At 52.0% G+C, this 25042-nt stretch carries 20 protein-coding genes, 2 tRNA genes and 4 rRNA genes; 13 read left to right on the plus strand and 13 right to left on the minus strand.

Annotated elements, in window-relative coordinates:
- Positions 1-10 precede the first annotated feature (10 nt).
- Genes rsmB through def form a run of 3 tightly spaced genes read right to left on the minus strand, consistent with a single transcriptional unit; the run spans position 11 to position 2831 of the window.
- Entirely contained in the window at positions 11-1297 is a 1287-nt protein-coding gene (rsmB, locus tag AM329_RS20530) for a 16S rRNA (cytosine(967)-C(5))-methyltransferase RsmB (protein ID WP_032610139.1), read from the minus strand.
- 52 nt (positions 1298-1349) lie between these two features.
- Positions 1350-2297 (minus strand): methionyl-tRNA formyltransferase, encoded by a 948-nt coding sequence (gene fmt, locus AM329_RS20535; protein WP_032608013.1) that lies wholly within the window; start codon positions 2295-2297, stop codon positions 1350-1352.
- 24 nt (positions 2298-2321) lie between these two features.
- Positions 2322-2831, minus strand: coding sequence for a peptide deformylase (def, locus tag AM329_RS20540; RefSeq protein ID WP_006812188.1), 510 nt, complete (start codon positions 2829-2831; stop codon positions 2322-2324).
- Between the two features lie 127 nt (positions 2832-2958).
- Here def and dprA point away from each other — a divergent pair, with 127 nt between their 5' ends.
- The 6 genes from dprA to AM329_RS20570 are packed head-to-tail and all read left to right on the plus strand — an operon-like array spanning position 2959 to position 6742.
- Complete coding sequence (dprA, locus tag AM329_RS20545; protein WP_032608012.1) at positions 2959-4083, plus strand: DNA-protecting protein DprA; 1125 nt, start codon at positions 2959-2961, stop codon at positions 4081-4083.
- Entirely contained in the window at positions 4055-4528 is a 474-nt protein-coding gene (smg, locus tag AM329_RS20550) for a DUF494 family protein Smg (RefSeq protein ID WP_000460665.1), read from the plus strand. Before dprA ends, smg begins: the two co-directional genes overlap by 29 nt.
- Before the next feature lie 26 nt (positions 4529-4554).
- Positions 4555-5109: a topoisomerase DNA-binding C4 zinc finger domain-containing protein gene (locus AM329_RS20555; RefSeq protein ID WP_023323810.1), complete on the plus strand. Its 555-nt coding sequence runs from the start codon at positions 4555-4557 to the stop codon at positions 5107-5109.
- On the plus strand, positions 5102-5674 hold the full coding sequence (gene tsaC / locus AM329_RS20560) for an L-threonylcarbamoyladenylate synthase type 1 TsaC (protein ID WP_003863353.1): 573 nt from the start codon (positions 5102-5104) through the stop codon (positions 5672-5674). The genes AM329_RS20555 and tsaC overlap by 8 nt, the downstream gene beginning before the upstream one ends.
- A 4-nt stretch (positions 5675-5678) precedes the next feature.
- The gene (aroE, locus tag AM329_RS20565; protein ID WP_032608010.1) at positions 5679-6497 is read left to right on the plus strand and encodes a shikimate dehydrogenase; all 819 of its coding nucleotides are present in this window, start codon (positions 5679-5681) and stop codon (positions 6495-6497) included.
- Complete coding sequence (locus tag AM329_RS20570) at positions 6494-6742, plus strand: DUF1488 domain-containing protein (protein WP_003863356.1); 249 nt, start codon at positions 6494-6496, stop codon at positions 6740-6742. The genes aroE and AM329_RS20570 overlap by 4 nt, the downstream gene beginning before the upstream one ends.
- Here AM329_RS20570 and AM329_RS20575 read toward each other — a convergent pair.
- Positions 6718-7272, minus strand: coding sequence for a gamma carbonic anhydrase family protein (locus AM329_RS20575; RefSeq protein ID WP_032608007.1), 555 nt, complete (start codon positions 7270-7272; stop codon positions 6718-6720). The genes AM329_RS20570 and AM329_RS20575 overlap by 25 nt on opposite strands.
- A 477-nt stretch (positions 7273-7749) precedes the next feature.
- Here AM329_RS20575 and AM329_RS20580 point away from each other — a divergent pair.
- From AM329_RS20580 to rrf (AM329_RS20605), 6 genes are all read left to right on the plus strand, one after another.
- A 16S ribosomal RNA gene (locus tag AM329_RS20580) occupies positions 7750-9291 on the plus strand.
- 84 nt (positions 9292-9375) lie between these two features.
- Positions 9376-9451: transfer RNA gene (locus AM329_RS20585), tRNA-Glu, on the plus strand.
- 182 nt (positions 9452-9633) lie between these two features.
- Positions 9634-12538, plus strand: a 23S ribosomal RNA gene (locus AM329_RS20590).
- Positions 12539-12610: 72 nt separating this feature from the next.
- Positions 12611-12726, plus strand: a 5S ribosomal RNA gene (gene rrf, locus AM329_RS20595).
- Between the two features lie 14 nt (positions 12727-12740).
- A tRNA-Thr gene (locus tag AM329_RS20600) sits at positions 12741-12816 on the plus strand.
- 43 nt (positions 12817-12859) lie between these two features.
- Positions 12860-12975: ribosomal RNA gene (rrf, locus tag AM329_RS20605) — 5S ribosomal RNA — on the plus strand.
- The 16S, 23S and 5S rRNA genes sit together here with 2 tRNA genes alongside, the layout of an rRNA operon.
- Positions 12976-13315: 340 nt before the next feature.
- On the opposite strand, the gene AM329_RS20610 is transcribed toward rrf (AM329_RS20605), so the two are convergent.
- From AM329_RS20610 to AM329_RS20620, 3 genes are all read right to left on the minus strand, one after another.
- A complete protein-coding gene (locus AM329_RS20610; RefSeq protein ID WP_003860364.1) occupies positions 13316-13537 on the minus strand; it encodes a lipoprotein in 222 nt (73 codons plus the stop codon).
- A gap of 248 nt (positions 13538-13785) precedes the next feature.
- The gene (locus AM329_RS20615) at positions 13786-16899 is read right to left on the minus strand and encodes an efflux RND transporter permease subunit (protein WP_023314926.1); all 3114 of its coding nucleotides are present in this window, start codon (positions 16897-16899) and stop codon (positions 13786-13788) included.
- A gap of 11 nt (positions 16900-16910) precedes the next feature.
- Complete coding sequence (locus tag AM329_RS20620) at positions 16911-18050, minus strand: efflux RND transporter periplasmic adaptor subunit (protein ID WP_032608006.1); 1140 nt, start codon at positions 18048-18050, stop codon at positions 16911-16913.
- Between the two features lie 398 nt (positions 18051-18448).
- Here AM329_RS20620 and envR point away from each other — a divergent pair, with 398 nt between their 5' ends.
- Positions 18449-19096 carry an acrEF/envCD operon transcriptional regulator gene (gene envR, locus AM329_RS20625; protein ID WP_023314924.1) on the plus strand — a complete coding sequence of 216 codons (648 nt, stop codon included), beginning with the start codon at positions 18449-18451 and terminating at the stop codon, positions 19094-19096.
- Here envR and AM329_RS20630 read toward each other — a convergent pair.
- From AM329_RS20630 to prmA, 6 genes are all read right to left on the minus strand, one after another.
- Complete coding sequence (locus AM329_RS20630) at positions 19091-21175, minus strand: bifunctional diguanylate cyclase/phosphodiesterase (RefSeq protein ID WP_003860371.1); 2085 nt, start codon at positions 21173-21175, stop codon at positions 19091-19093. The genes envR and AM329_RS20630 overlap by 6 nt on opposite strands.
- Positions 21176-21315: 140 nt before the next feature.
- Positions 21316-21480, minus strand: coding sequence for a DUF2556 family protein (locus AM329_RS20635; protein ID WP_003860373.1), 165 nt, complete (start codon positions 21478-21480; stop codon positions 21316-21318).
- Positions 21481-21658: 178 nt separating this feature from the next.
- Positions 21659-21955 (minus strand): DNA-binding transcriptional regulator Fis, encoded by a 297-nt coding sequence (gene fis / locus AM329_RS20640; protein WP_000462905.1) that lies wholly within the window; start codon positions 21953-21955, stop codon positions 21659-21661.
- A gap of 23 nt (positions 21956-21978) precedes the next feature.
- Entirely contained in the window at positions 21979-22944 is a 966-nt protein-coding gene (gene dusB, locus AM329_RS20645) for a tRNA dihydrouridine synthase DusB (RefSeq protein ID WP_022651936.1), read from the minus strand.
- Positions 22945-23273: 329 nt separating this feature from the next.
- Positions 23274-24014 (minus strand): carbonic anhydrase, encoded by a 741-nt coding sequence (locus AM329_RS20650; RefSeq protein WP_003860379.1) that lies wholly within the window; start codon positions 24012-24014, stop codon positions 23274-23276.
- A 137-nt stretch (positions 24015-24151) separates the two neighbouring features.
- On the minus strand, positions 24152-25033 hold the full coding sequence (gene prmA, locus AM329_RS20655; RefSeq protein ID WP_003860381.1) for a 50S ribosomal protein L11 methyltransferase: 882 nt from the start codon (positions 25031-25033) through the stop codon (positions 24152-24154).
- Positions 25034-25042: the final 9 nt, after the last annotated feature.

Raw genomic sequence — 25042 nt, forward strand, 5'->3', positions numbered from 1 at the left:
GTTCTCAACATCACTCTTTGATTAGCTTAGCGTAAAAGAAGCCATCACCCTCTTCTGCGCCCGGCAGGTTTTGCAGACCCGGGTGCTCAGGTGTTCCCGTATCATGCAGCGTCGCGTCCGGGGTGCGCTTCAGGAAAGCCGCAATTTGCTGACTGTTTTCTTCCGGAAGAACAGAGCAGGTTGCATACACCAGGGTTCCGCCGGGTTTGAGATGCGGCCAGATGGCATCCAGAATTTCGGATTGCAACTGGGCAAGCTCCTTGATATCACGATCGCGACGCAGCCATTTGATATCGGGATGACGACGAATTACGCCGGTTGCAGAGCAGGGGGCGTCCAGCAAAATACGATCGAACCGGGTATCACCACACCAGTCTGCGGGTTTACGTCCATCGCCTTGCTTAACCTGTGCTTTCATACCCAGACGCTTGAGGTTGTCATAGACGCGTGAAAGACGCTGCTCATCAACATCCACGGCCATCACGCAGGCCTGCGGCGCCACTTCCAGAATGTGCGTTGTTTTTCCCCCTGGCGCTGCACAAAGATCAAGGATCTGCTCCCCGTCTTTCGGTTCAAGCCAGGCCATGCACCCCTGAGCGGATGCGTCCTGTACCGTTACCCAGCCCTCTTCAAAACCGGGTAATGCATGTACCGGTGCAGGGGAGGCTAAACGAACCGCATCAGGATAAGCCGCGTGTGTGAAGCCGCTCATTCCGGTCTCTTCCAGCAGGGCCAGCCATGCGTCGCGGGTATGATGGTTACGATTGACGCGTAACCACATCGGCGGACGTTGGTTATTGGCATCCACAATGTCTTGCCATTGCTGTGGGTAGGCTTTTTTAAGGCGATTCAGCAGCCATTCTGGATGCAGGAAGCGCGCTTCGCTTTGCGCAAATTCTGCCAGCAGTTCGTCCTGCTGACGCTGGAACTGACGCAGCACGCCGTTAATCAATCCTTTCAGCTGGGGACGTTTAATCGCAACGGCACCTTCCACTGTCTCAGCCAGCGCAGCATGAGGTGGAATGCGGGTATGAAGAAGCTGGTAGAAACCGACCATGATCAAATAATGCACGGTACGTTGCTTGCCGCTCATCGGGCGTGACATCAGCTTATTAATTAACCATTCAAGCTGAGAGAGGGTACGCAGCACGCCAAAGCACAGCTCCTGAAGCAGCGCTTTATCTTTATCGGAAACCTTTTGTTGCAGTGGAGGCAGGACATTACTCAGTGACTGGCCCTGCTCAATAACCTGCTCAACGGCCTGAGCCGCCATAGTGCGTAGATTTTGTCTTTTCATAACCGTAAAAATAAAAATGCCCGGAAACACCGGGCCTTAAGAATAAATTTGTTCAGGCAAGACGATTGCCAGGGATGAACCATTCACGACGGGAATTTAATAGATCCTGCGCGCTCATTGCCTTTTTACCGGCCGGTTGCAGCGATTCAAGATTCAGGATCCCTTCTCCGGTCGCAACCTGGATACCGTTTTTGCTGGCGTCGATAATCGTACCGGGCTCTGCTGATGTATTGCCGTTAATAACTGAAGCTTTCCAGACTTTCACTGGCTGCTCATCAATCATCAACCAGCTCATCGGCCACGGATTAAAGGCGCGGATGCAGCGTTCGAGTTGAGCTGCTGACAGGGACCAGTCGATCCGGGCTTCTTCTTTACTCAGTTTTTCAGCATAGGTCACCTGTGCCTCATCCTGCACTTCAGGTGTCGCTGTATTGTCAGCAAGCTGTTGCAACGTTTCAATCAGCCCCTGCGGACCGAGATCCGCCAGCTTGTCATACAGCGTGGCGCTGGTATCTTCTGCGGTAATGGGACACGCCAGTTTATACAGCATGTCACCCGTGTCTAAACCTACGTCCATCTTCATGATTGTCACGCCAGTTTCAGCATCGCCTGCCCACAGAGCGCGCTGAATAGGGGCTGCACCGCGCCAGCGTGGGAGCAAAGAACCATGAACGTTAACACAGCCCAGGCGGGGCATATCGAGTACCGCTTTTGGCAGAATGAGGCCGTAAGCCACAACTACCACCACGTCAGCGTTCAGGTCTGCCACTAACTGCTGGTTTTCCTCAGGTCGTAATGACGCTGGCTGGAATACCGGTAAACCATGCGTTTCTGCCAGTACTTTAACCGGGCCAGGCATCAGTTTTTTACCGCGGCCAGCCGGTCGATCCGGCTGAGTAAATACGCCAACAATCTGATGACCAGACGATAGCAGCGCGTCGAGATGACGCGCTGCAAAATCAGGGGTACCCGCGAAGATTATACGTAGTGATGTAGACACGTTATTCCTTGTATCCGGGGGGCGTTAAGCGCGAGAACGCAAACGATCCAGTTTCTCAACTTTCTGACGAATACGCTGTTGCTTCAGAGGTGAGAGGTAATCGATAAACAGTTTACCGACCAGGTGATCCATCTCATGCTGAATGCAAATCGCCAGCAGATCGTCGGCTTCCAGCTCAAACGGATTGCCGTCACGATCCAGTGCGCGAATTTTAACTTTTTCGGCACGTGGCACCAAAGCGCGCTGTTCAGGGATAGACAGACAGCCTTCCTCAATGCCTGTTTCGCCGCTTTTTTCAAGCAGTTCAGGGTTGATCAGCACCAGACGCTCATCGCGATTTTCAGAAACGTCGATCACGATAATACGCTTGTGAATGTCTACCTGGGTCGCCGCCAGGCCAATGCCTTCTTCAGCGTACATGGTATCGAACATATCATCGACGATACGCTGAATTTCTGCATTCACTTCTTTAACCGGTTCCGCGACGATGCGAAGACGCTCGTCAGGAATATGTAACACTTGCAAAACTGCCATAAATTTCCAGAGTCGTGTTCAGGAGTTGATAAGAATATTACTTCTATTCTAGACAAATCCCCGGTCGATTGACAGCATCAGTGACCAATCGCAAAGATTGCTGAGGCTGCTTATGGCAGGGAAAAGGATGACGTCCACAGAGATATGGTTACGGCTTATAAACATCGGGTCGTTATACGGTGACGCGATGCTGGAGATTGCGCAGAGGCTGCTTCGCCAGGCAACCGTTGATGCTGAAGCTGTCAACGCGGCAGGGCTTTCGCCCAAACATGCCGTAAAGTTTTTTTCGTTCAGCGAGAGTGAGCTTGAACGTAGTCTGGAATGGCTGGAACACACCGACAACCACCTTCTCACGGCGGATGATCCTCGTTTTCCGCCATTGTTGCGTTCTATACCTGATTTTCCCGGGGCGCTCTTTGTGCGAGGCCGCGTCGACGTGCTTAATAGCATGCAGCTTGCGGTTGTGGGCAGCCGTGCGCCCTCGTGGTACGGCGAGCGTTGGGGGAAAATGCTCAGTGAACAGCTGTCCCAATGTGGCTTTACGATCACCAGTGGCCTGGCTTGCGGCATCGACGGTGTGGCACATCATGCGGCGTTGTCAGCAAAAGGGCGAAGTGTCGCCGTGCTTGGCAATGGTCTTTTTAGTCTCTATCCGCGTCGTCATCACATTCTGGCTGAGCAACTTATCGCTTCTGAAGGGGCGATAGTATCTGAGTTTTCACTTTCGACATCGCCCAGACCGGGTAACTTTCCACGGCGTAACCGGATCATCAGCGGGTTAAGCCAGGGCGTGCTGGTGGTCGAAGCTGCGATTCGAAGTGGATCGCTGGTTACTGCAAGGTGCGCACTGGAGCAGGGGCGTGAAGTTTTTGCGCAGCCCGGCCCGTTGGGGAACCCTGGCTGCGAAGGCCCTCACTGGCTGATAAAACAGGGGGCGACGCTGGTGACCTGTAAAGAGGATATCCTGGAAAATTTGCAGTATGGATTGCATTGGTTGCAGGATGATCTCCAAAAGCGACATATTTCATCGGATCAGGAGGCCGTAGCATTGCCATTTCCCAAGCTCCTGGCTAACGTAGGAGATGAGGTAACACCTGTTGACGTTGTCGCTGAACGTGCCGGCCAACCTGTGCCAGTAACGGTAGCACAGCTACTCGAACTGGAGTTAGCAGGGTGGATCGCAGCTGTACCCGGCGGCTATGTCCGATTAAGGAGGGCATGCCATGTTCGACGTACTGATGTATTTGTTTGAGACTTACATCCACAACGAAGCAGAAATGCAGGTGGATCAGGACAAATTAACACGGGATCTGACCGACGCAGGTTTTGAGCGGGAAGATATTTATAATGCGTTGATGTGGCTGGATAAGTTGGCTGATTATCAGGACGGCCTCGCCGAACCGATGCAGCTTGCTTCTGACCCATTGTCTGTGCGCATCTATACAGCTGAAGAGTGTGAAAGGCTGGATGCCAGCTGCCGGGGATTCATTTTATTCCTCGAGCAGATTCAGGTGCTAAACCTCGAAACGAGAGAGATGGTGATAGAGCGCGTCATGGCGCTGGATACTGCTGAATTTGAACTGGAAGATCTGAAATGGGTGATCCTGATGGTGCTGTTCAACATTCCAGGCTGTGAAAATGCCTATCAGCAAATGGAAGAATTACTCTTTGAAGTGAATGAAGGTATGCTGCATTAATTCTATGTGCAGCAACAAGAGTTGTTATGGCCAAATCAGCACTCTTCACGGTGCATAAAAACGAGCCCTGCCCACAGTGTGGGGCTGAACTTGTTATTCGGTCCGGGAAACACGGTCCGTTTCTCGGTTGTTCACACTATCCGGAATGTGATTATGTCCGTTCCCTGAAGAGCCAGGCGGACGGACATATCGTCAAAATTCTGGAGGGACAGCTTTGTCCGCTCTGCGGCGGCGAACTGGCGCTGCGGCAGGGGCGGTTCGGGATGTTTATCGGATGCAGCCGCTACCCGGAATGTGATCATACGGAACAAATTGATAAACCAGATGAAACGGCAATTGCCTGCCCTCAGTGCCAGCGTGGTCAATTGGTGCAGCGCCGCTCTCGTTATGGCAAGACCTTCCATTCGTGCGATCGCTATCCTGAATGCCAGTTCGTTATCAATTTCAAACCAGTAGCGGGCGTCTGCCATAATTGCGATTATCCGTTACTTATAGAAAAGAAAACCGCGCAAGGCTTGAAACGCTTTTGCGCCAGTAAACAATGTGGAAAGCCGGTTTCGGCGGATCAAATCAGTGAATAATAACCTGCCATCAGGCTCCATCGCGCAGGCGGTGGAAATCCTGAAAAAAGAAGAAGTCATCGCCTATCCAACAGAAGCCGTTTTCGGGGTCGGGTGCGATCCTGACAGCGAAGTCGCCGTTAACCGTCTGCTGGCGCTAAAACAACGGCCTGTCGAAAAAGGATTGATTTTGATCGCTGCGAACTACGCGCAGCTTAAGCCTTATATTGATGATTCCATGCTGACGCCTGCACAGCGGGAAACCATTTTCTCTGCGTGGCCTGGTCCCGTGACGTTTGTTTTTCCTGCACAACCGACAACGCCGCGCTGGTTAACCGGGCGTTTCGATTCACTTGCGGTACGCGTTACCGACCATCCGCTGGTGGTGGAGTTATGCCAGGCATTTGGTAAACCTCTGGTTTCAACCAGCGCCAACCTGACCGGGCTTCCCCCCTGTCGGACAACCGAAGAAGTTCTGGCGCAGTTCGGGAGTGATTTCCCGGTAGCCGTCGGTGAAACCGGTGGCCGTCTTAACCCGTCAGAAATTCGCGATGCCTTGACCGGCGAACGTTTTCGCCAGGGATAATGTGATGGAAACCTATGCTGTTTTTGGTAACCCGATCGCGCACAGCAAGTCGCCTCTGATCCATCAGCTGTTTGCAGAGCAATTGCAGATAGATCACCCATATGGTCGGGTTCTTGCGCCTGTTGATGCATTTTTACCGACGCTAAATAGCTTTTTTGTTGCGGGCGGTAAAGGTGCGAACGTTACGGTGCCTTTTAAAGAAGAGGCTTTCGGGCGTGCGGATGAGCTGACCGAGCGTGCGTCGCTCGCTGGTGCCGTCAATACTCTTAAGCGGCTCGAAGATGGTCGCCTTCTGGGCGATAACACCGATGGCATAGGTTTACTCAGCGATCTGGAGCGACTGTCGTTTATTAAACCAGGCTTTCGGATCCTGCTGATCGGTGCGGGTGGCGCGTCGCGCGGCGTATTGCTTCCTCTTCTTTCGCTGGATTGTGCGGTGACAATCACCAACCGTACTTTCTCCAGAGCAGAAGAGCTGGCGGCGTTGTTCGCACACACAGGCAGCGTAGCTGCGGTAGCTCTTGAGGATCTCGCGGGTCACGAATTTGATCTTGTGATTAATGCCACCTCAAGCGGTATTAATGGAGAGATCCCGGCGATTCCTGCATCCCTGGTTCATTCCCACATCTACGCCTATGACATGTTTTATCAAAAAGGGAAAACGCCATTTCTGACCTGGTGCGAACAACAGGGGGCAAAACATGTGGCTGATGGTCTGGGCATGCTGGTGGGGCAGGCGGCTCATGCGGTGCTACTCTGGCATGGCGTGTTACCTGCTGTAGAACCGGTGATCGAAAAGCTGAAAAAGGAACTGATGGTATGAATCAGGCGATTCATTTTCCCGACAGAGAAATCTGGGATGAAAACAAGCAAGCGGTGTGTTTCCCGGTGCTGGTGCATGGAATGCAGCTCACCTGTGCGATTAAAGGGGAGACGTTGCTTCAGCGCTTTGGTGGTTCAGATCCGTTAGCGGTCTTTTGTGAAAATCGCTGGGATCTGGAAGAGGAAGCCAGCGATTTGATCCGCGTACAGCAGGAAGACGATCAGGGCTGGGTCTGGTTATCCTGATCCAGATAGTCATTCTTCCATTTAACGTAATTGTTCGCTGAGTATTTCAATCCTTCGATCTCCGCCTCCTTTAGGGGGCGGATCTGTTTAATCGGACTGCCTAAATAGAGATAGCCACTTTCCAGGCGTTTGTTTTGCGGAACTAGGCTTCCTGCGCCAATCATTACGTCATCTTCTACTATGACGCCATCCAGCAAAATCGATCCCATCCCAACGAGAACCCTGTTACCGATTGTGCAGCCGTGGAGCATTACTTTATGACCGACGGTAACATCTTCCCCAATGATGAGCGGATTGCCCTCAGGGTTATAAGATGACTTATGAGTCACATGCAGCACGCTGCCGTCCTGAATATTGGTGCGTGCACCGATTGCAACATAGTTAACATCGCCCCGGATCGCGACGAGTGGCCAGATGCTGACATCATCGGCCATGCGAACATCACCAATGACCACGCTGCTGGCATCGATCATCACGCGATCGCCTTTTTGGGGGAACAGATCTTTATAAGGACGTAATACTGCAAACATATCTACCTCGATACAGATGAGCGCTATTAAAGAAGACTTTGATCGTATTCCTGGATCGAGGCAAGGCAAAATGCGTCAATTTTTAAGCGGATCGGGTGGGTTTTCAGCGAAAAGCACGGAAAATCATCAGTTGGAAAAAAAGATCTAAAAAATACTTGTGCTAAAAACTGGGATCCCTATAATGCGCCTCCATCGACACGGCGGATGTGAATCACTTCACAAACAACCCGGTCGGTTGAAGAGAAAAAATCCTGAAAATCAGGGTTGACTCTGAAAGAGGAAAGCGTAATATACGCCACCTCGCGACAGAGCGCTGAAGCGCGTCGCAACTGCTCTTTAACAATTTATCAGACAATCTGTGTGGGCACTCAAAGTGACATGGATTCTTAATGTCCTCGGACACTAAATGAATACCAAGTCTCAACGAGTGAACACGTAATTCATTACGAAGTTTAATTCATTGAGCATCAAACTTTTAAATTGAAGAGTTTGATCATGGCTCAGATTGAACGCTGGCGGCAGGCCTAACACATGCAAGTCGAACGGTAACAGGAAGCAGCTTGCTGCTTTGCTGACGAGTGGCGGACGGGTGAGTAATGTCTGGGAAACTGCCTGATGGAGGGGGATAACTACTGGAAACGGTAGCTAATACCGCATAACGTCGCAAGACCAAAGAGGGGGACCTTCGGGCCTCTTGCCATCGGATGTGCCCAGATGGGATTAGCTAGTAGGTGGGGTAACGGCTCACCTAGGCGACGATCCCTAGCTGGTCTGAGAGGATGACCAGCCACACTGGAACTGAGACACGGTCCAGACTCCTACGGGAGGCAGCAGTGGGGAATATTGCACAATGGGCGCAAGCCTGATGCAGCCATGCCGCGTGTATGAAGAAGGCCTTCGGGTTGTAAAGTACTTTCAGCGGGGAGGAAGGCGATAAGGTTAATAACCTTGTCGATTGACGTTACCCGCAGAAGAAGCACCGGCTAACTCCGTGCCAGCAGCCGCGGTAATACGGAGGGTGCAAGCGTTAATCGGAATTACTGGGCGTAAAGCGCACGCAGGCGGTCTGTCAAGTCGGATGTGAAATCCCCGGGCTCAACCTGGGAACTGCATTCGAAACTGGCAGGCTAGAGTCTTGTAGAGGGGGGTAGAATTCCAGGTGTAGCGGTGAAATGCGTAGAGATCTGGAGGAATACCGGTGGCGAAGGCGGCCCCCTGGACAAAGACTGACGCTCAGGTGCGAAAGCGTGGGGAGCAAACAGGATTAGATACCCTGGTAGTCCACGCCGTAAACGATGTCGACTTGGAGGTTGTGCCCTTGAGGCGTGGCTTCCGGAGCTAACGCGTTAAGTCGACCGCCTGGGGAGTACGGCCGCAAGGTTAAAACTCAAATGAATTGACGGGGGCCCGCACAAGCGGTGGAGCATGTGGTTTAATTCGATGCAACGCGAAGAACCTTACCTACTCTTGACATCCAGAGAACTTTCCAGAGATGGATTGGTGCCTTCGGGAACTCTGAGACAGGTGCTGCATGGCTGTCGTCAGCTCGTGTTGTGAAATGTTGGGTTAAGTCCCGCAACGAGCGCAACCCTTATCCTTTGTTGCCAGCGGTTAGGCCGGGAACTCAAAGGAGACTGCCAGTGATAAACTGGAGGAAGGTGGGGATGACGTCAAGTCATCATGGCCCTTACGAGTAGGGCTACACACGTGCTACAATGGCGCATACAAAGAGAAGCGACCTCGCGAGAGCAAGCGGACCTCATAAAGTGCGTCGTAGTCCGGATTGGAGTCTGCAACTCGACTCCATGAAGTCGGAATCGCTAGTAATCGTGGATCAGAATGCCACGGTGAATACGTTCCCGGGCCTTGTACACACCGCCCGTCACACCATGGGAGTGGGTTGCAAAAGAAGTAGGTAGCTTAACCTTCGGGAGGGCGCTTACCACTTTGTGATTCATGACTGGGGTGAAGTCGTAACAAGGTAACCGTAGGGGAACCTGCGGTTGGATCACCTCCTTACCTTAAAGAACCTGCCTTTGTAGTGCTCACACAGATTGTCTGATGAAAAGTAAATAGCAAGGCGTCTTGCGATTGAGACTGTACGTCCCCTTCGTCTAGAGGCCCAGGACACCGCCCTTTCACGGCGGTAACAGGGGTTCGAATCCCCTAGGGGACGCCACTTGCTGGTTCGTGAGTGAAAGTCACCTGCCGTCATATCTCAAAACTGACTTGCGAGTCACGTTTGAGATATTTGCTCTTTAAAAATCTGGATCAAGCTGAAAATTGAAACGACACACAGCTCATGTGTGTTCGAGTCTCTCAAATTTTCGCAATCAGAAGTGAAACATCTTCGGGTTGTGAGGTTAAGCGACTAAGCGTACACGGTGGATGCCCTGGCAGTCAGAGGCGATGAAGGACGTGCTAATCTGCGAAAAGCGCCGGCGAGGTGATATGAACCCTTGACCCGGCGATGTCCGAATGGGGAAACCCAGTGTGTTCCGACACACTATCGTTAACTGAATACATAGGTTAACGAGGCGAACCGGGGGAACTGAAACATCTAAGTACCCCGAGGAAAAGAAATCAACCGAGATTCCCCCAGTAGCGGCGAGCGAACGGGGAGCAGCCCGGAGTCTGAATCAGCTTGTGTGTTAGTGGAACGGTCTGGAAAGTCCGACGGTACAGGGTGATAGTCCCGTACACGAAAATGCACATGCTGTGAACTCGAAGAGTAGGGCGGGACACGTGGTATCCTGTCTGAATATGGGGGGACCATCCTCCAAGGCTAAATACTCCTGACTGACCGATAGTGAACCAGTACCGTGAGGGAAAGGCGAAAAGAACCCCGGCGAGGGGAGTGAAAAAGAACCTGAAACCGTGTACGTACAAGCAGTGGGAGCACCTTCGGGTGTGACTGCGTACCTTTTGTATAATGGGTCAGCGACTTATATTCTGTAGCAAGGTTAACCGTATAGGGGAGCCGAAGGGAAACCGAGTCTTAACTGGGCGTTAAGTTGCAGGGTATAGACCCGAAACCCGGTGATCTAGCCATGGGCAGGTTGAAGGTTGGGTAACACTAACTGGAGGACCGAACCGACTAATGTTGAAAAATTAGCGGATGACCTGTGGCTGGGGGTGAAAGGCCAATCAAACCGGGAGATAGCTGGTTCTCCCCGAAAGCTATTTAGGTAGCGCCTCGTGAACTCATCTTCGGGGGTAGAGCACTGTTTCGGCTAGGGGGCCATCCCGGCTTACCAACCCGATGCAAACTACGAATACCGAAGAATGTTATCACGGGAGACACACGGCGGGTGCTAACGTCCGTCGTGAAGAGGGAAACAACCCAGACCGCCAGCTAAGGTCCCAAAGTCATGGTTAAGTGGGAAACGATGTGGGAAGGCACAGACAGCCAGGATGTTGGCTTAGAAGCAGCCATCATTTAAAGAAAGCGTAATAGCTCACTGGTCGAGTCGGCCTGCGCGGAAGATGTAACGGGGCTAAACCATGCACCGAAGCTGCGGCAGCGACGCTTATGCGTTGTTGGGTAGGGGAGCGTTCTGTAAGCCGTTGAAGGTGTGCTGTGAGGCATGCTGGAGGTATCAGAAGTGCGAATGCTGACATAAGTAACGATAAAGCGGGTGAAAAGCCCGCTCGCCGGAAGACCAAGGGTTCCTGTCCAACGTTAATCGGGGCAGGGTGAGTCGACCCCTAAGGCGAGGCCGAAAGGCGTAGTCGATGGGAAACAGGTTAATATTCCTGTACTTGGTGTTACTGCGAAGGGGGGACGGAGAAGGCTATGTCAGCCGGGCGACGGTTGTCCCGGTTTAAGCATGTAGGCGGAGGTTCCAGGTAAATCCGGTACCTTATTAACGCTGAGGTGTGATGACGAGGCACTACGGTGCTGAAGTGATAAATGCCCTGCTTCCAGGAAAAGCCTCTAAGCATCAGGTAACACGAAATCGTACCCCAAACCGACACAGGTGGTCAGGTAGAGAATACCAAGGCGCTTGAGAGAACTCGGGTGAAGGAACTAGGCAAAATGGTGCCGTAACTTCGGGAGAAGGCACGCTGATATGTAGGTGAAGCCCCTGCGGGCGGAGCTGAAATCAGTCGAAGATACCAGCTGGCTGCAACTGTTTATTAAAAACACAGCACTGTGCAAACACGAAAGTGGACGTATACGGTGTGACGCCTGCCCGGTGCCGGAAGGTTAATTGATGGGGTTAGCGGCAACGCGAAGCTCTTGATCGAAGCCCCGGTAAACGGCGGCCGTAACTATAACGGTCCTAAGGTAGCGAAATTCCTTGTCGGGTAAGTTCCGACCTGCACGAATGGCGTAATGATGGCCAGGCTGTCTCCACCCGAGACTCAGTGAAATTGAACTCGCTGTGAAGATGCAGTGTACCCGCGGCAAGACGGAAAGACCCCGTGAACCTTTACTATAGCTTGACACTGAACACTGGTCCTTGATGTGTAGGATAGGTGGGAGGCTTTGAAGCGTGGACGCCAGTCTGCGTGGAGCCGCCCTTGAAATACCACCCTTTAATGGCTGGTGTTCTAACGTAGACCCGTGATCCGGGTTGCGGACAGTGTCTGGTGGGTAGTTTGACTGGGGCGGTCTCCTCCCAAAGAGTAACGGAGGAGCACGAAGGTTGGCTAATCCTGGTCGGACATCAGGAGGTTAGTGCAATGGCATAAGCCAGCTTGACTGCGAGCGTGACGGCGCGAGCAGGTGCGAAAGCAGGTCATAGTGATCCGGTGGTTCTGAATGGAAGGGCCATCGCTCAACGGATAAAAGGTACTCCGGGGATAACAGGCTGATACCGCCCAAGAGTTCATATCGACGGCGGTGTTTGGCACCTCGATGTCGGCTCATCACATCCTGGGGCTGAAGTAGGTCCCAAGGGTATGGCTGTTCGCCATTTAAAGTGGTACGCGAGCTGGGTTTAGAACGTCGTGAGACAGTTCGGTCCCTATCTGCCGTGGGCGCTGGAGAATTGAGGGGGGCTGCTCCTAGTACGAGAGGACCGGAGTGGACGCATCACTGGTGTTCGGGTTGTCATGCCAATGGCACTGCCCGGTAGCTAAATGCGGAAGAGATAAGTGCTGAAAGCATCTAAGCACGAAACTTGCCCCGAGATGAGTTCTCCCTGAGACCTTGAGTCTCCTGAAGGAACGTTGAAGACGACGACGTTGATAGGTCGGGTGTGTAAGCGCAGCGATGCGTTGAGCTAACCGATACTAATGAACCGTGAGGCTTAACCTTACAACGCCGAAGATGTTTTGGCGAACGAGAGACAGACACGATTTTCAGCCTGATACAGATTAACAGAATTTGCCTGGCGGCTTTAGCGCGGTGGTCCCACCTGACCCCATGCCGAACTCAGAAGTGAAACGCCGTAGCGCCGATGGTAGTGTGGGGTCTCCCCATGTGAGAGTAGGGAACTGCCAGGCATCAAATTTAGCGTGCTGATATGGCTCAGTTGGTAGAGCGCACCCTTGGTAAGGGTGAGGTCCCCAGTTCGACTCTGGGTATCAGCACCACTTTATACTTAGGTTAAAGTTCGGCAAGAAGTAAAAGAATTTGTCTGGCGGCTTTAGCGCGGTGGTCCCACCTGACCCCATGCCGAACTCAGAAGTGAAACGCCGTAGCGCCGATGGTAGTGTGGGGTCTCCCCATGTGAGAGTAGGGAACTGCCAGACATCAAACAAGTAGAAAGGCCATCCGAAAGGATGGCCTTTTTGCGTTATATCTCTAGCTAAACCAATTCCCTCATTCGATGTTCTCACTGGTGCCGTTAATACCCTACGGACGTAGCGCTTTACCGTACTGAAACTGTAGTTGTGAAATGCATTCTGCTGGCTCGCAGTAGTGTTAAATGAATTAAATGTTATGCCAAATGCTGTACAGGTAAGGGATATAGCGAGGAGTAAGGTAGCGTATTGAATTTAATTAATATCTGATGTTATTTGCGATGGGGAATATACGTTTCTTATATCAGGCAAAAATAAAAGCGCGGCCATCGCCGCGCTTTTAGAAGCCTTATTTAGTGAGGGCGACAATACCGAGTGTCAGGCCAGCGATTGCCGCGGCGCCACCAGCAATCGCACCTGCTGTTTCCCAGTTATCCTGGGTAGTGCCCTTCATACAGGTATTGGTGTGAACCAGTCGCCCCTGATCGTCGTATACCGGTACACATGGAGAATCGTGCGCGCAACCAGCAAGCAGCGCAGCGAGAAGTGCAACGGAAAGGAATCTTTTCATGATGTTACCTCAATATGATCGCCTATTCGCTAAAGAGCCGATGTGGCAATTAACGAATCGATGATTATTTTACCACCGCACTAATACCATGCAGCACGTGGAATAATCTCAATTTGTGTGGATTGTAAAAATTATGAAGAAAAAAGCGCGGGCAGTAATTATTAATGGAGGAAATGTGAAGAGGGGATGTGTTTTTACATTTTTTTCAGGAAATAAAAAAGGCACCAGAGGTGCCTTTATGATTTTCATTAATCCTTGTGCTTTGTAAATCGTCTCCGGACAACCACAAAGAAAACAGGAACAAAGAATATGGCCAACAGTGTGGCTGAGAGCATCCCGCCCATCACGCCCGTCCCGACCGCATTTTGTGCACCACTACCTGCACCGCTGCTGATGACCAGAGGCATAACACCAAGGATGAATGCCAGGGAAGTCATCAGGATAGGACGCAGACGCATACGCGAGGCTTCAAGCGTGGCTTCGATAATCCCTTTGCCTTCTTTATCCATAAGATCTTTGGCGAACTCAACGATCAGTATGGCGTTCTTGGCTGATAAACCAATTGTTGTAAGCAGACCAACCTGGAAGTAAACGTCATTGTTCAGCCCTCGCATTGATGCAGCCAGAAGCGCACCGATCACCCCCAGAGGCACAACCAGCATGACCGAGAATGGAATTGACCAGCTTTCATAGAGAGCCGCCAGACACAGGAACACCACAATAAGTGAAATGGCGTACAGCGCCGGAGCCTGATTCCCGGAAAGTCGTTCCTGATAAGACATCCCCGTCCAGTCATAGCCGATGCCGGACGGCAGTTTTGACGCAAGGTTTTCCATCAGCGCCATTGCCTCACCGGTACTTTTGCCTGGTGCAGACTCACCGAGGATCTCCATTGATGGCATCCCATTGTAACGTTCCAGACGCGGTGAACCGTACACCCAGTGAGAGCTGCTAAAGGCAGAGAAAGGCACCATTTCGCCGTTAGCGCTACGCACATACAGGCCGTTAATGTCTCCGGGTAGCATACGGAAGCGAGCATCAGCCTGGACATAAACTTTTTTCACCCGTCCGTGATCGATAAAGTCGTTCACATAGGTGCCACCCAGGGCTGTTGAAATAGTCTGATTGACGTCAGACACGCTCACACCCAGCGCCTGTGCCTTCTCCTGATCGACGTCCAGCTTGAACTGTGGCGTATCTTCCAGTCCGTTAGGACGCACGCGGACCAGTAAGTCAGGATGTTCTCTCACCATGCCCAGCAGCTGGTTACGCGCCTGCGTTAACTGCGTATGCCCCAGGTTTGCCTGGTCTATCAGTTCAAAGTCAAAGCCTGTTGCGGTACCCAGTTCAATAATGGCAGGCAGGTTAAACGGAAATACAAGGCCGTCTTTGATCTGGCTGAACGCTTTCGTCGCGCGGCTGACAATCGCCTCAACGCCGTTTTCCTTGCCCGGACGCTCTTCCCATGGCTTCAGGCTGACGAAAGCGATACCGGAGTTCTGACCCTGTCCGCTAAAACTAAACCCGTTTACGGTAAAGACCGATTCAACGTTCGCTTTCTCTTTTGTCAGGTAATAATCCTGAACCTGATCGAGTACCTGCTGGGTACGCATCTGCGTCGCCCCTGCCGGCAACTGAACCATCGTCATAAACACACCCTGATCCTCTTCCGGCAGGAAGGAGGAAGGCAGGCGCAGGAACAGAACTGCCATGCCGCCGACGATGATGACGTAAACCAGCAGATAGCGGCCGGTCTTACGTAAAATGCCGCTCACGCTGTTGCTGTAGTGCTCCACACTCTTATCAAAGAGCGCGTTAAACCAGCCGAAGAAACCACCTTTCTTTTCATGATGTTCGCTGGAAACCGGTTTGAGCAGCGTTGCACAAAGAGCAGGCGTTAATATCAACGCCACCAGTACCGACAAGGCCATCGCGGAGACAATGGTCAGCGAGAACTGGCGATAGATAGCCCCGGTTGAACCACCAAAGAATGCCATCGGAATAAATACCGCCGAAAGCACCATGGCAATGCCCACCAGAGCGCCCTGGATTTGCTCCATTGACTTCTGCGTCGCCTCTTTTGGCGGCAGCTTGTCCTCAACCATGACGCGTTCTACGTTCTCGACTACCACGATGGCGTCATCGACGAGAAGACCTATCGCCAATACCATCCCGAACATCGTCAGGGTGTTAATGGAGAACCCGAACGCAGCCAGTACCGCAAAGGTGCCCAGTAACACCACGGGAACGGCGATAGTGGGAATAAGCGTTGCCCGCAGGTTTTGCAGGAACAGGTACATCACCAGGAACACGAGAACAATCGCTTCAAACAGCGTCTTCACCACTTCATGGATGGAGATCTTCACGAAAGGTGTGGTGTCGTACGGATACACGACTTTCAGACCCTGAGGGAAGAAGGGCTGCAACTGCGCCAGTTTACTCTTGATGGCGGCAGCGGTATCCAGCGCGTTTGCGCCAGTCGCCAGCTTGATCCCCAGCCCCGTTGCTGCCTGGCCATTGATTTTGGTGACCATGTTGTAGTTTTCGCCACCCAGCTCAATGCGTGCCACATCTTTCAGGTGGACCATTGAACCGTCCTGGTTCACCTTCAGCGTCACACGACCAAACTCCTCCGGCGATTTCAAGCGTGTTTGAGCAATAATTGAGGCGTTCAGTTGCTGCCCTGGTACGGACGGCGTTCCTCCCAACTGGCCCGCAGCAATCTGGTCGTTCTGTGTTTTCAGCTGGTTAATGATATCCAGCGGCGTGAGCTGATATTTGTTCATCGCGTTGCTGTCCAGCCAAATGCGCATTGCATACTGGGCACCGAACAGTTGCACGTCACCGACGCCGGAAGTACGGCTGATCGCATCTTTTACGTTAGAAGCGACATAGTCGGAGATATCATCCTGCGTGAGATTTTTATTGTCCGACACAAAGCCTGCAACCAGCAGGAAGCTGCTGCTGGATTTCTCCACGCCAATCCCCTGCTGCTGCACTTCTTGCGGCAGCAGCGGCATGGCGAGCTGGAGTTTGTTCTGAACCTGCACCTGCGCGATATCAGGATCCGTACCCGACTCGAACGTCAGCGTAATGGTGACGTTACCGGCGGAATCACTGGTGGACGACATGTACATCAAATTATCGATACCGTTCATGTTCTGTTCGATAACCTGAGTTACGGTGTCCTGTACCGTCTGGGCATCAGCGCCAGGGTAGGTTGCTGTCACCGCCACCGCTGGCGGCGCAATGGTCGGATATTGCGCCACCGGCAGTTTTAAAATGGCCAGCCCGCCCGCAATCATCAGAATGATGGCGAGCACCCAGGCGAAAACAGGCCGTTGAATAAAGAAATTAGCCATGTCGTTATTCCTTAACTGGCTGGAGTCGCGGCGGTATCAGGAATAGCCACGACGGTAACGCCAGGGCGAACTTTTTGCAGGCCGCTGATAATGACGCGGTCGCCGTTTTTCAGGCCTTCCGTGATCAGCCAGCGATCGCCAATCGCCTGCGGTGCAACGACAGTGCGCGATTCCACCTGGTTTTTATCGTTTACCACAAGCACAGTGGCATCCCCGCGCGGTGTACGGGTTACCCCCTGCTGGGGAACAAGAATGGCATCAGGCTGTGTACCTTCGTCAATGCGTGCACGGACAAACATACCCGGTAACAGCATATGCTGAGGGTTAGGGAAGAGGGCGCGAAGGGTGATTGAGCCGGTACTTTCATCTACCGTGACATCAGAGAACTGGAGCGTTCCTTTCAGTGGATAAGGCTGGCCATTTTCCATCAGCAACTCGACGCTGCTGGTGTCTCCCTTTTGCAGGCTCGTCTGCTGCTTCAGACGCATAAAATCGCTGCTGGATTGCGTCACATCGACATAAATGGGATCGAGCTGCTGAACCGTCGCCAGTGCAGTCGACTGACCATTAGTAACCAACGCCCCTTCGGTGACGCTGGATTTACCTATACGCCCGTTGATTGGGGATGTGACTTTGGTATAAGCCAGGTTGATCCGCGCGCTTTCAACGCCAGCCTTCGCGGCAACGACGCTCGCATCCGCCTGCTGGGCGGTTACCACCGCCTGATCGTACTCCTGCTTGCTCACATATTGCGTACCGACCAGCGGAACGTAACGTTTCACCGTCAGATGAGCGATATTGGCCGCCGCCTGTGCTTTTACCAGTTCACCTTTCGCATTGTCGTAGGCTGCCTGATACGTGGCCGGATCGATCTGATAAAGGGATTCACCCGCTTTGACGTCGCTGCCTTCGGTAAAATTACGGTGCAGAATGATACCACTTACCTGGGGACGAACCTCCGCAACACGATACGCGTCAGTTCTGCCAGGCAATTCTGTCTTTACGGCCAGTGGCGCGCTTTTAACAATATGAACACTGACCTGAGGAGCTTGCGCATGTTGCTGTGGGTTTTCTTGCCCATCGCATCCGGTAAGCAGCGCGGCACAGACAATGAAACCGGATAAGGGTAAGCATCTGAAGTGATTCGTCATTACTGTTCCTTAAACTACCCCTGAACCGATATTTGTCATGAATCGGTGAAAGGGTGTGAGGCAAAAAAAGAAATGTAGCTGCGTATAATAATGAGGGTATTTAATGTTTTTTAATTTATAAGTGCTGATGGAGCTTTTAAAAAGTAAAAATCGGAATCTGACCCAGTGCATTCGACACTCTATTTCTGTCAGGATAATCAACGAAATGCTTTTTGGTGAAAGCTATACATATGTTTTATGTATTTAATATATTCAATTTATTCACGAGGTTTATAAATTAAACGAATTGACTTTTTTTGTGCAAAACTAACACGGATTTTGGTTAATACTTTGTCTGACACGACCACGGCAATATCCTTTGATAACGTATCAATCTTGTAAGTAACGAGTAGCAGGTAATGGCGCGCAAAAAGAAAGAAGAGGCTCAAAAGACCCGCCAGCAGCTGATTGAAGCCGCTATCAGGCTATTCGCGACGCGTGGTGTGGCCAGCACCACGCTTACCGACATTGCCGATGCAGCTCAACTCACTCGCGGGGCGGTTTACTGGCATTTCTCGAGTAAAGCGGAAATATTTAACGCAATATGGGAACAGCAATTGCCGCTGCGTGAAATCATTCGTGACAGGCTAATGCTTTCCGAAAATGACGACCCTTTGTTAATGCTTCGTGAACAATTTATTGTTGCGCTGCAATATATTGCGAGCGAACCCCGACAGTATGCGCTTTTACAAATTCTGTATCATAAGTGTGAATTTCATGACGATGTGATTTCAGAATGTGAAATACGCAAGCGGATCGGTTTAAACGATGATTATCTTCGCAAGACGCTTAAGCGATGCATTGCTCATAACATTATCTCTTCGCAAACTAATATTGAACTGGCGCTGATTGTTTTCCATGCGTTTTTTAGCGGAGTCATTAAAAACTGGTTAATGGATAACACCAGTTTTAATCTGTACAAACAAGCGCCGGCGCTGGTGGATAATATTCTGGCGACACTAAATATCACCCGAGTGGCGCCAGTGGTTTACGATACAGCCTTATGACTGCGCCCGGGGTGGCGACATCTCCCCGTGCTGGCACTGTTCCATAATAGCTTGCGCGGTAATTGGTTTGCCCAGCAGATAACCCTGTAGCGTATTGCATCCCAGTTCTGTCAGGAAGGTCTGCTGCGCTGCGGTTTCGACCCCTTCCGCCACGACCTTCAGATTCAGCGTTTTTGCCAGGGCGACAATCGCCGAGACAATTGTCGCATCTTCGCTCTCTCCACTTAACTCTTTCACAAAAGCGCGATCGATTTTCAACTCGCAGGCGGGAAGCCGCTTAAGATAGAGAAGGCTTGAGTAACCTGTACCAAAATCGTCTATTGAGGCTTTTACTCCCGCATCCGTCAGCGCTGTCAGGACGCGTACGCTTTCGTCCGGATTGCTCATTGCCGTGGTTTCAGTCACCTCCAGGATCAACATGCCGGGCGGCACGCTATGGCGCGTCAGACAATCGAGAACCGTTTTAACCAGCGACGGCTGTTCGAACTGCAACGTAGAAAGATTCACCGCCATTGACCAGTCCGTGTGGCCCTGAAGATGCCATTCACGCAGCTGGCGGCAGGCCTCGTCGATTACCCAGTTTCCAATCGGAATAATCAGCCCTGTTTTCTCTGCCAGCGGCAGAAACAGGTCGGGGGAGAGTAATCCCTGTTTGGGATGCTGCCAGCGTAACAGCGCTTCGAACCCGATGACCGGCCCGGCAGGGGCGTGGAATTTAGGTTGATAAAGCAGGCGTAACTCATCACGGTCGATGGCCTGCCACAGATCATTCATCAGCTGTAGATGCGTCTGCGCCAGCGTATTCATTGACGGCTGGAAGAAGTGATAGCCGTTGCGACCCATATGTTTCGTGTGGTACATCGCAGCATCAGCGTTAAACATTAGTTCACGATCGGTTTTGCCATCGTGTGGATAGAGCGCAATGCCAATGCTCAGGGTGACCATCAGTTCGTAAGGATCGAGATGGAACGGGCTATCAATGACGCGCACCAGTGAATTTGCCAGTGAGGCAGCATCATCCGGGGTGGCGGTTTCGGCCAGCAGCACGAATTCATCCCCACCGATACGCGCCAGCGTGTACTGACCTTTCAACTGCAACAGCAAACGCTGAGTCACCGCTACCAGAAGCTTGTCACCGACATCATGACCATAGGCATCGTTGACGGTTTTAAAGCCGTCGAGATCCATAAACATCAGCGCGAAAGGGCTTCCTTCGCGATCGGCCTTGCTGATGGCCTGATCGAGGCGATCCTCAAGCAGAATACGATTGGGTAATCGCGTCAGCGTATCATGCAACGCCAGCTGTGCGAGTTCACGATTAGCTTCTGCCAGTGATGAGGCCAGCAGCGAGGTACGAGCCTGAAGGCGGGCATCGAACATCGACACCAGCAGCGTAATCCCCAGAATAGCGAGCGCGACCACGCTAACCAATATCGCCAGCCAGCTCCCGTTAATGCCATGATGGTGGACCATCGTCGACATCGGAAATTGTGCTGCTTCCATGCCAGCGTAATGCATGCCAGCGATAGCGATGCCCATGGTGATCGCCGCCCCCAGCCGCATCAACGCCATTCGTGCGGCTTCCTGACGTAAACGGAACGTCAGCCAAAGAGCGGCCAGTGAAGCGGCAAGGGCTATGACCACAGAGATAGCCACCCACGTTTTATCCCAGACAATACCCGGTGTGACCTCCAGGGCAGCCATACCGGTGTAGTGCATGGCAACAATGCCCGTTCCCATCACGACGGCGCCAGGCAGCAGCCGGCGCAAACGTAGCTGCTCGCCGCTAACGAGCCACAGGGCAAACATTGACGAGCTAATGGCGATAACCATCGAAAGCACGGTCAGGGCCGCGTTGTAACTCATGCTCATGGAAAGATCCATCGCCAGCATACCGATGAAATGCATCGCCCACACGCCAATCCCCATCGAAACACCGCCACCTGCCAGCCAGACGCGTGCAGCGACGCCCTGGCTTCCAGCAACGCGCGCAGCCATATTCAGTGCGGTATAGGCGGCAAGAATGGCAACAACAAAGGAGATGACTACGAGGATTTGGTTGTATTGGCTAACCAGCATGGTCTGTTCACTCGTGTGAGACGTTAAGCAAGAGCGGTTGGAAAGGGGACAGACATTATCATCGTCAGGAAATGACGAAAAGTGATTTAAGCCCCTGTTTTTATTGGGTGTTAACAGGGTTTTATACAGGATGGAAGCGGTTAGTCCAGCTCTGAGCAGTTGACCAGTTTAAGCGGGTTCACGGAATTCATATTGCGACATTTATCGGTTTCAGTGCTCATCAGTTCAATCCACTGCATCAGCAGCGCATCGAAAATGAAAACAGAGACAGCAAAAACGACCAGCCACCAGTATTTACGAATCATGTGTCATTCCGCGAAAAGAGAGCCTGTAAGTTGGTGGAAATATACACGAAAAGCGGGCGTTGAAAAGTGGGGAAAGGGAAGGTTTACAAAGCGTTGACGGTTGCTCGCCCGAACGATAAAAAAGGCGCTTCCCCATGCCGAAGAGCGCCTTTTTAAACAAGCAGTTAGCTAATCGAAATTAGTTCATGCCGTATTTTTTCAGTTTCTTACGCAGGGTACCACGGTTGATGCCCATCATCAGGGCAGCGCGGGTTTGATTACCACGGGTGTATTGCATCACCATGTCCAACAGTGGCTGTTCAACTTCAGCCAGTACCAGCTCATACAGGTCATTAACATCCTGACCGTTCAGTTGAGCAAAATAGTTCTTCAGTGCCTGTTTAACCGAGTCACGCAGGGGCTTTTGAGTCACCTGATCCTGAGAGTTAACGGTAGAAACGGTCAGTACGTCAGAATTTACGCGTTGTTCGAACATAGTTCTGTCAGCTCTTTATTTCATTACGCAAGATTTTCGAAGTATGCCTCCAACGCCTCCAGCTGTTCGCTGGCATCCTCAATGGCGTTGAATGTGCGCCGAAACTGGTCATTTGGAGCGTGCTCCTGGAGATACCAGGAGACGTGTTTACGCGCAATTCGGTACCCTTTTGCCTGGCCGTAGTGGTCATGCAATTCCCGAACATGCGAACAAAGCAAGCGCTTGACCTCTGCCAGAGGCAGCGGGGCAAGCAGCTCCCCAGTGTCCAGATAATGCTGGATTTCCCGAAAGATCCAGGGTCTTCCCTGAGCGGCACGTCCTATCATCAGAGCATCAGCTCCCGTATAGTCGAGCACAGCTCTGGCTTTAAGCGGGTCAGTAATGTCGCCATTCGCGATAACCGGAATGGAAACTTTCTGCTTAACTGCCCGAATGCTGTCGTATTCAGCTTCACCGTTGAACAAACAGGCGCGAGTGCGTCCATGAATGGTCAGGGCCTGAATGCCACAGTCTTCGGCCAGTTGGGCAATCTCTACGCAGTTACGGTGTTCCGGCGACCAACCCGTGCGAATCTTCAACGTAACAGGAACGTCCACTGCGCTGACAACCGCCGTCAGGATTGACTTCACCTGGTCGGGGTATTGCAGAAGGGCTGAACCTGCAAGCTTGCGATTCACCTTTTTGGCCGGGCAACCCATATTGATATCAATAATCTGGGCGCCACTTTCCACGTTAATACGCGCGGCATCTGCCATCTCTTCAGGCACGCTTCCGGCAATTTGCACGGTGCGGATACCTGGTTCATCCACGTGCACCATCCGAAGGCGGGACTTGTCGCTTTCCCAAACCTGCGGGTTAGACGACATCATCTCGGAAACGGTTAATCCTGCTCCCATCTCGTAGCACAGCGTCCTGAACGGCCGGTCGGTAATACCTGCCATTGGGGCTGCGATCAGGCGATTTCTGAGCTGGTGGTGTCCGATGCGCATGAGTTAAGAAATGACCATACTGTGACTGCAAGGCGGCGTATATTACGCATTTTTTGCACGAGATGAAAGGCCAAACTTTGAACAATCCTCTGTTGTAGATCAAGGAATCGCCAGTCATTCTTTTGGGATAAGATTATTCGCTATTTAAATCATTGTGTTATGAATAAATGAACATTTTGTGGGCGCTTACAATTTCCCGTAACTTCTCATCATTTCTGAATAAATGGATCAATTGTTCGGGATAATCTGCTGCTATAAGCAGCAGATTATGGCGCTTCTTTGCGATCTGCGTCGCATTTCAGCACAGGATATCAACGTAAAAAATCGACTTATTCAACAACCAGACGGCCATGAAGCGGCTGAACCGGGCGGCTGTTTTCGTGGTGCAGAGTGTGAGTAAATTTTTGCAGCTGTTCAGCAGAGACGGTCAGCGGATGCTTGAGGACCAGCCACGTTACCCCTTCTGAACACGGTGGGGTGGTCAGAGAGCCGCTAAAACGCCAGTAAGTTTTATCCGCGGGCAGTAATTTATTCATATCAAGGGTTGGCTTAATCGTGACGTTCTGGTCAACCTGTCCCGGCATCACGCCCCAGAGTTTATCCAGTTCAGTGTTTGCAGCGCCCTGATCGAACATAACGGCAACGACCGTCAGTTCGCCGTCAGCGTTTTTATGGACCAGATGCATTTCCATTGCGTATTTTTTACCGTGCACCGTGTTTTCGGATGGTGCATGGAAATGGAACTGCTGTAACGTCCAGCGCTGTTTATCAAGCGTGATGCTGTCGCGTGTATCGGCATTTTCACTCGCCTGGATAGTATGGCCGTTATTTGTCAGAATGACCGGGCCGTCGATATAGTGCGTTTCCAGCGGAGAGATGTGGGCTTTGACCGTGTTATCTATGTTCACCGGCGACTGATACATTCCGCTTTTACACGTCTTGTACGCCTCGTCCAGTTCGCCCCAGTGTTCCGGTGCGCCTTCTCCTTGATAGCTCCAGTGTGATGCGTAAGCCGTAGCCGAAATCATGCTCAGCGCCAGCAGCGCTGCCTTGCCTGAAATGTGTTTCATCATATTCTTCCTGTGAATTTTATTATCCAAATCAATAATTAACATTGTGATTTGTGGGGTTATTTTATCGAAGAAAGGAAGAAGGCGGGAGAAAAAACCGAAGGAAAAAGGCGTGGTCAGACGACCACGCCAAACGCTTATTTTTTATGACCGGTGATGCGACACCACTCTTCTTTCTCGACCACCGGGTCGAGCGCAAAGAGATCGGCGTAGGCTTCACAGACGCTGTCTGCCTGGCTGGCAAGGATACCGGACAGGCCCAGCAGACCGCCTTCAACCGGCAGCACGCTGATTAACGGCGCCAGCTCGCGTAATGGGCCAGCCAGGATATTCGCGACCACCACATCGGCTTTCATCGCCTCTGGCTGTGCATCGGGCAGATACAGTTCAAGGCGATCGGAAACGCCATTACGCTCGGCGTTATCACGGCTGGCCTGAATCGCCTGCGGATCGATGTCGATCCCGATGGCTTTTGCCGCGCCCAGTTTCAGTGCTGCGATAGCAAGGATCCCGGATCCGCAACCGAAGTCGATCACGGTTTTGCCTTCCAGATCCAGGCCATCCAGCCATTGCAGGCACAGGGAGGTTGTCGGGTGGGTACCGGTGCCGAACGCCAGACCCGGATCCAGCATCACGTTGACGGCGTTTTCATCGGGCACTTCACGCCAGCTTGGGCAGATCCACAGACGCTGACCAAACTGCATCGGATGGAAGTTGTCCATCCACTCGCGTTCCCAGTCTTTGTCTTCCAGCTGTTCAATTTTATGCGCGAAACCCGCGCCCAGCAGCGGATGGTTTTCCAGAATCGCCACGACCTCTTTCATATCGGTTTCTGCATCGAACAGGCCGATAACGTCCGTATCACCCCACAGGCGCGTTTCGCCTGGCAGCGGCTCAAAGACCGGCGTGTCATGCGTGTCCTGGAAGGTGATAGAGACCGAACCGGCCTCCATCAGCGCATCACTCAGTTCTTCGGCGTTCGCGCCGGTTGTGTTCAGTTTTAATTGGATCCACGGCATGGCAAAACT

Source organism: Enterobacter cloacae complex sp. AR_0002, assembly GCF_001922365.1.
Taxonomy (GTDB): domain Bacteria; phylum Pseudomonadota; class Gammaproteobacteria; order Enterobacterales; family Enterobacteriaceae; genus Enterobacter; species Enterobacter hormaechei_C.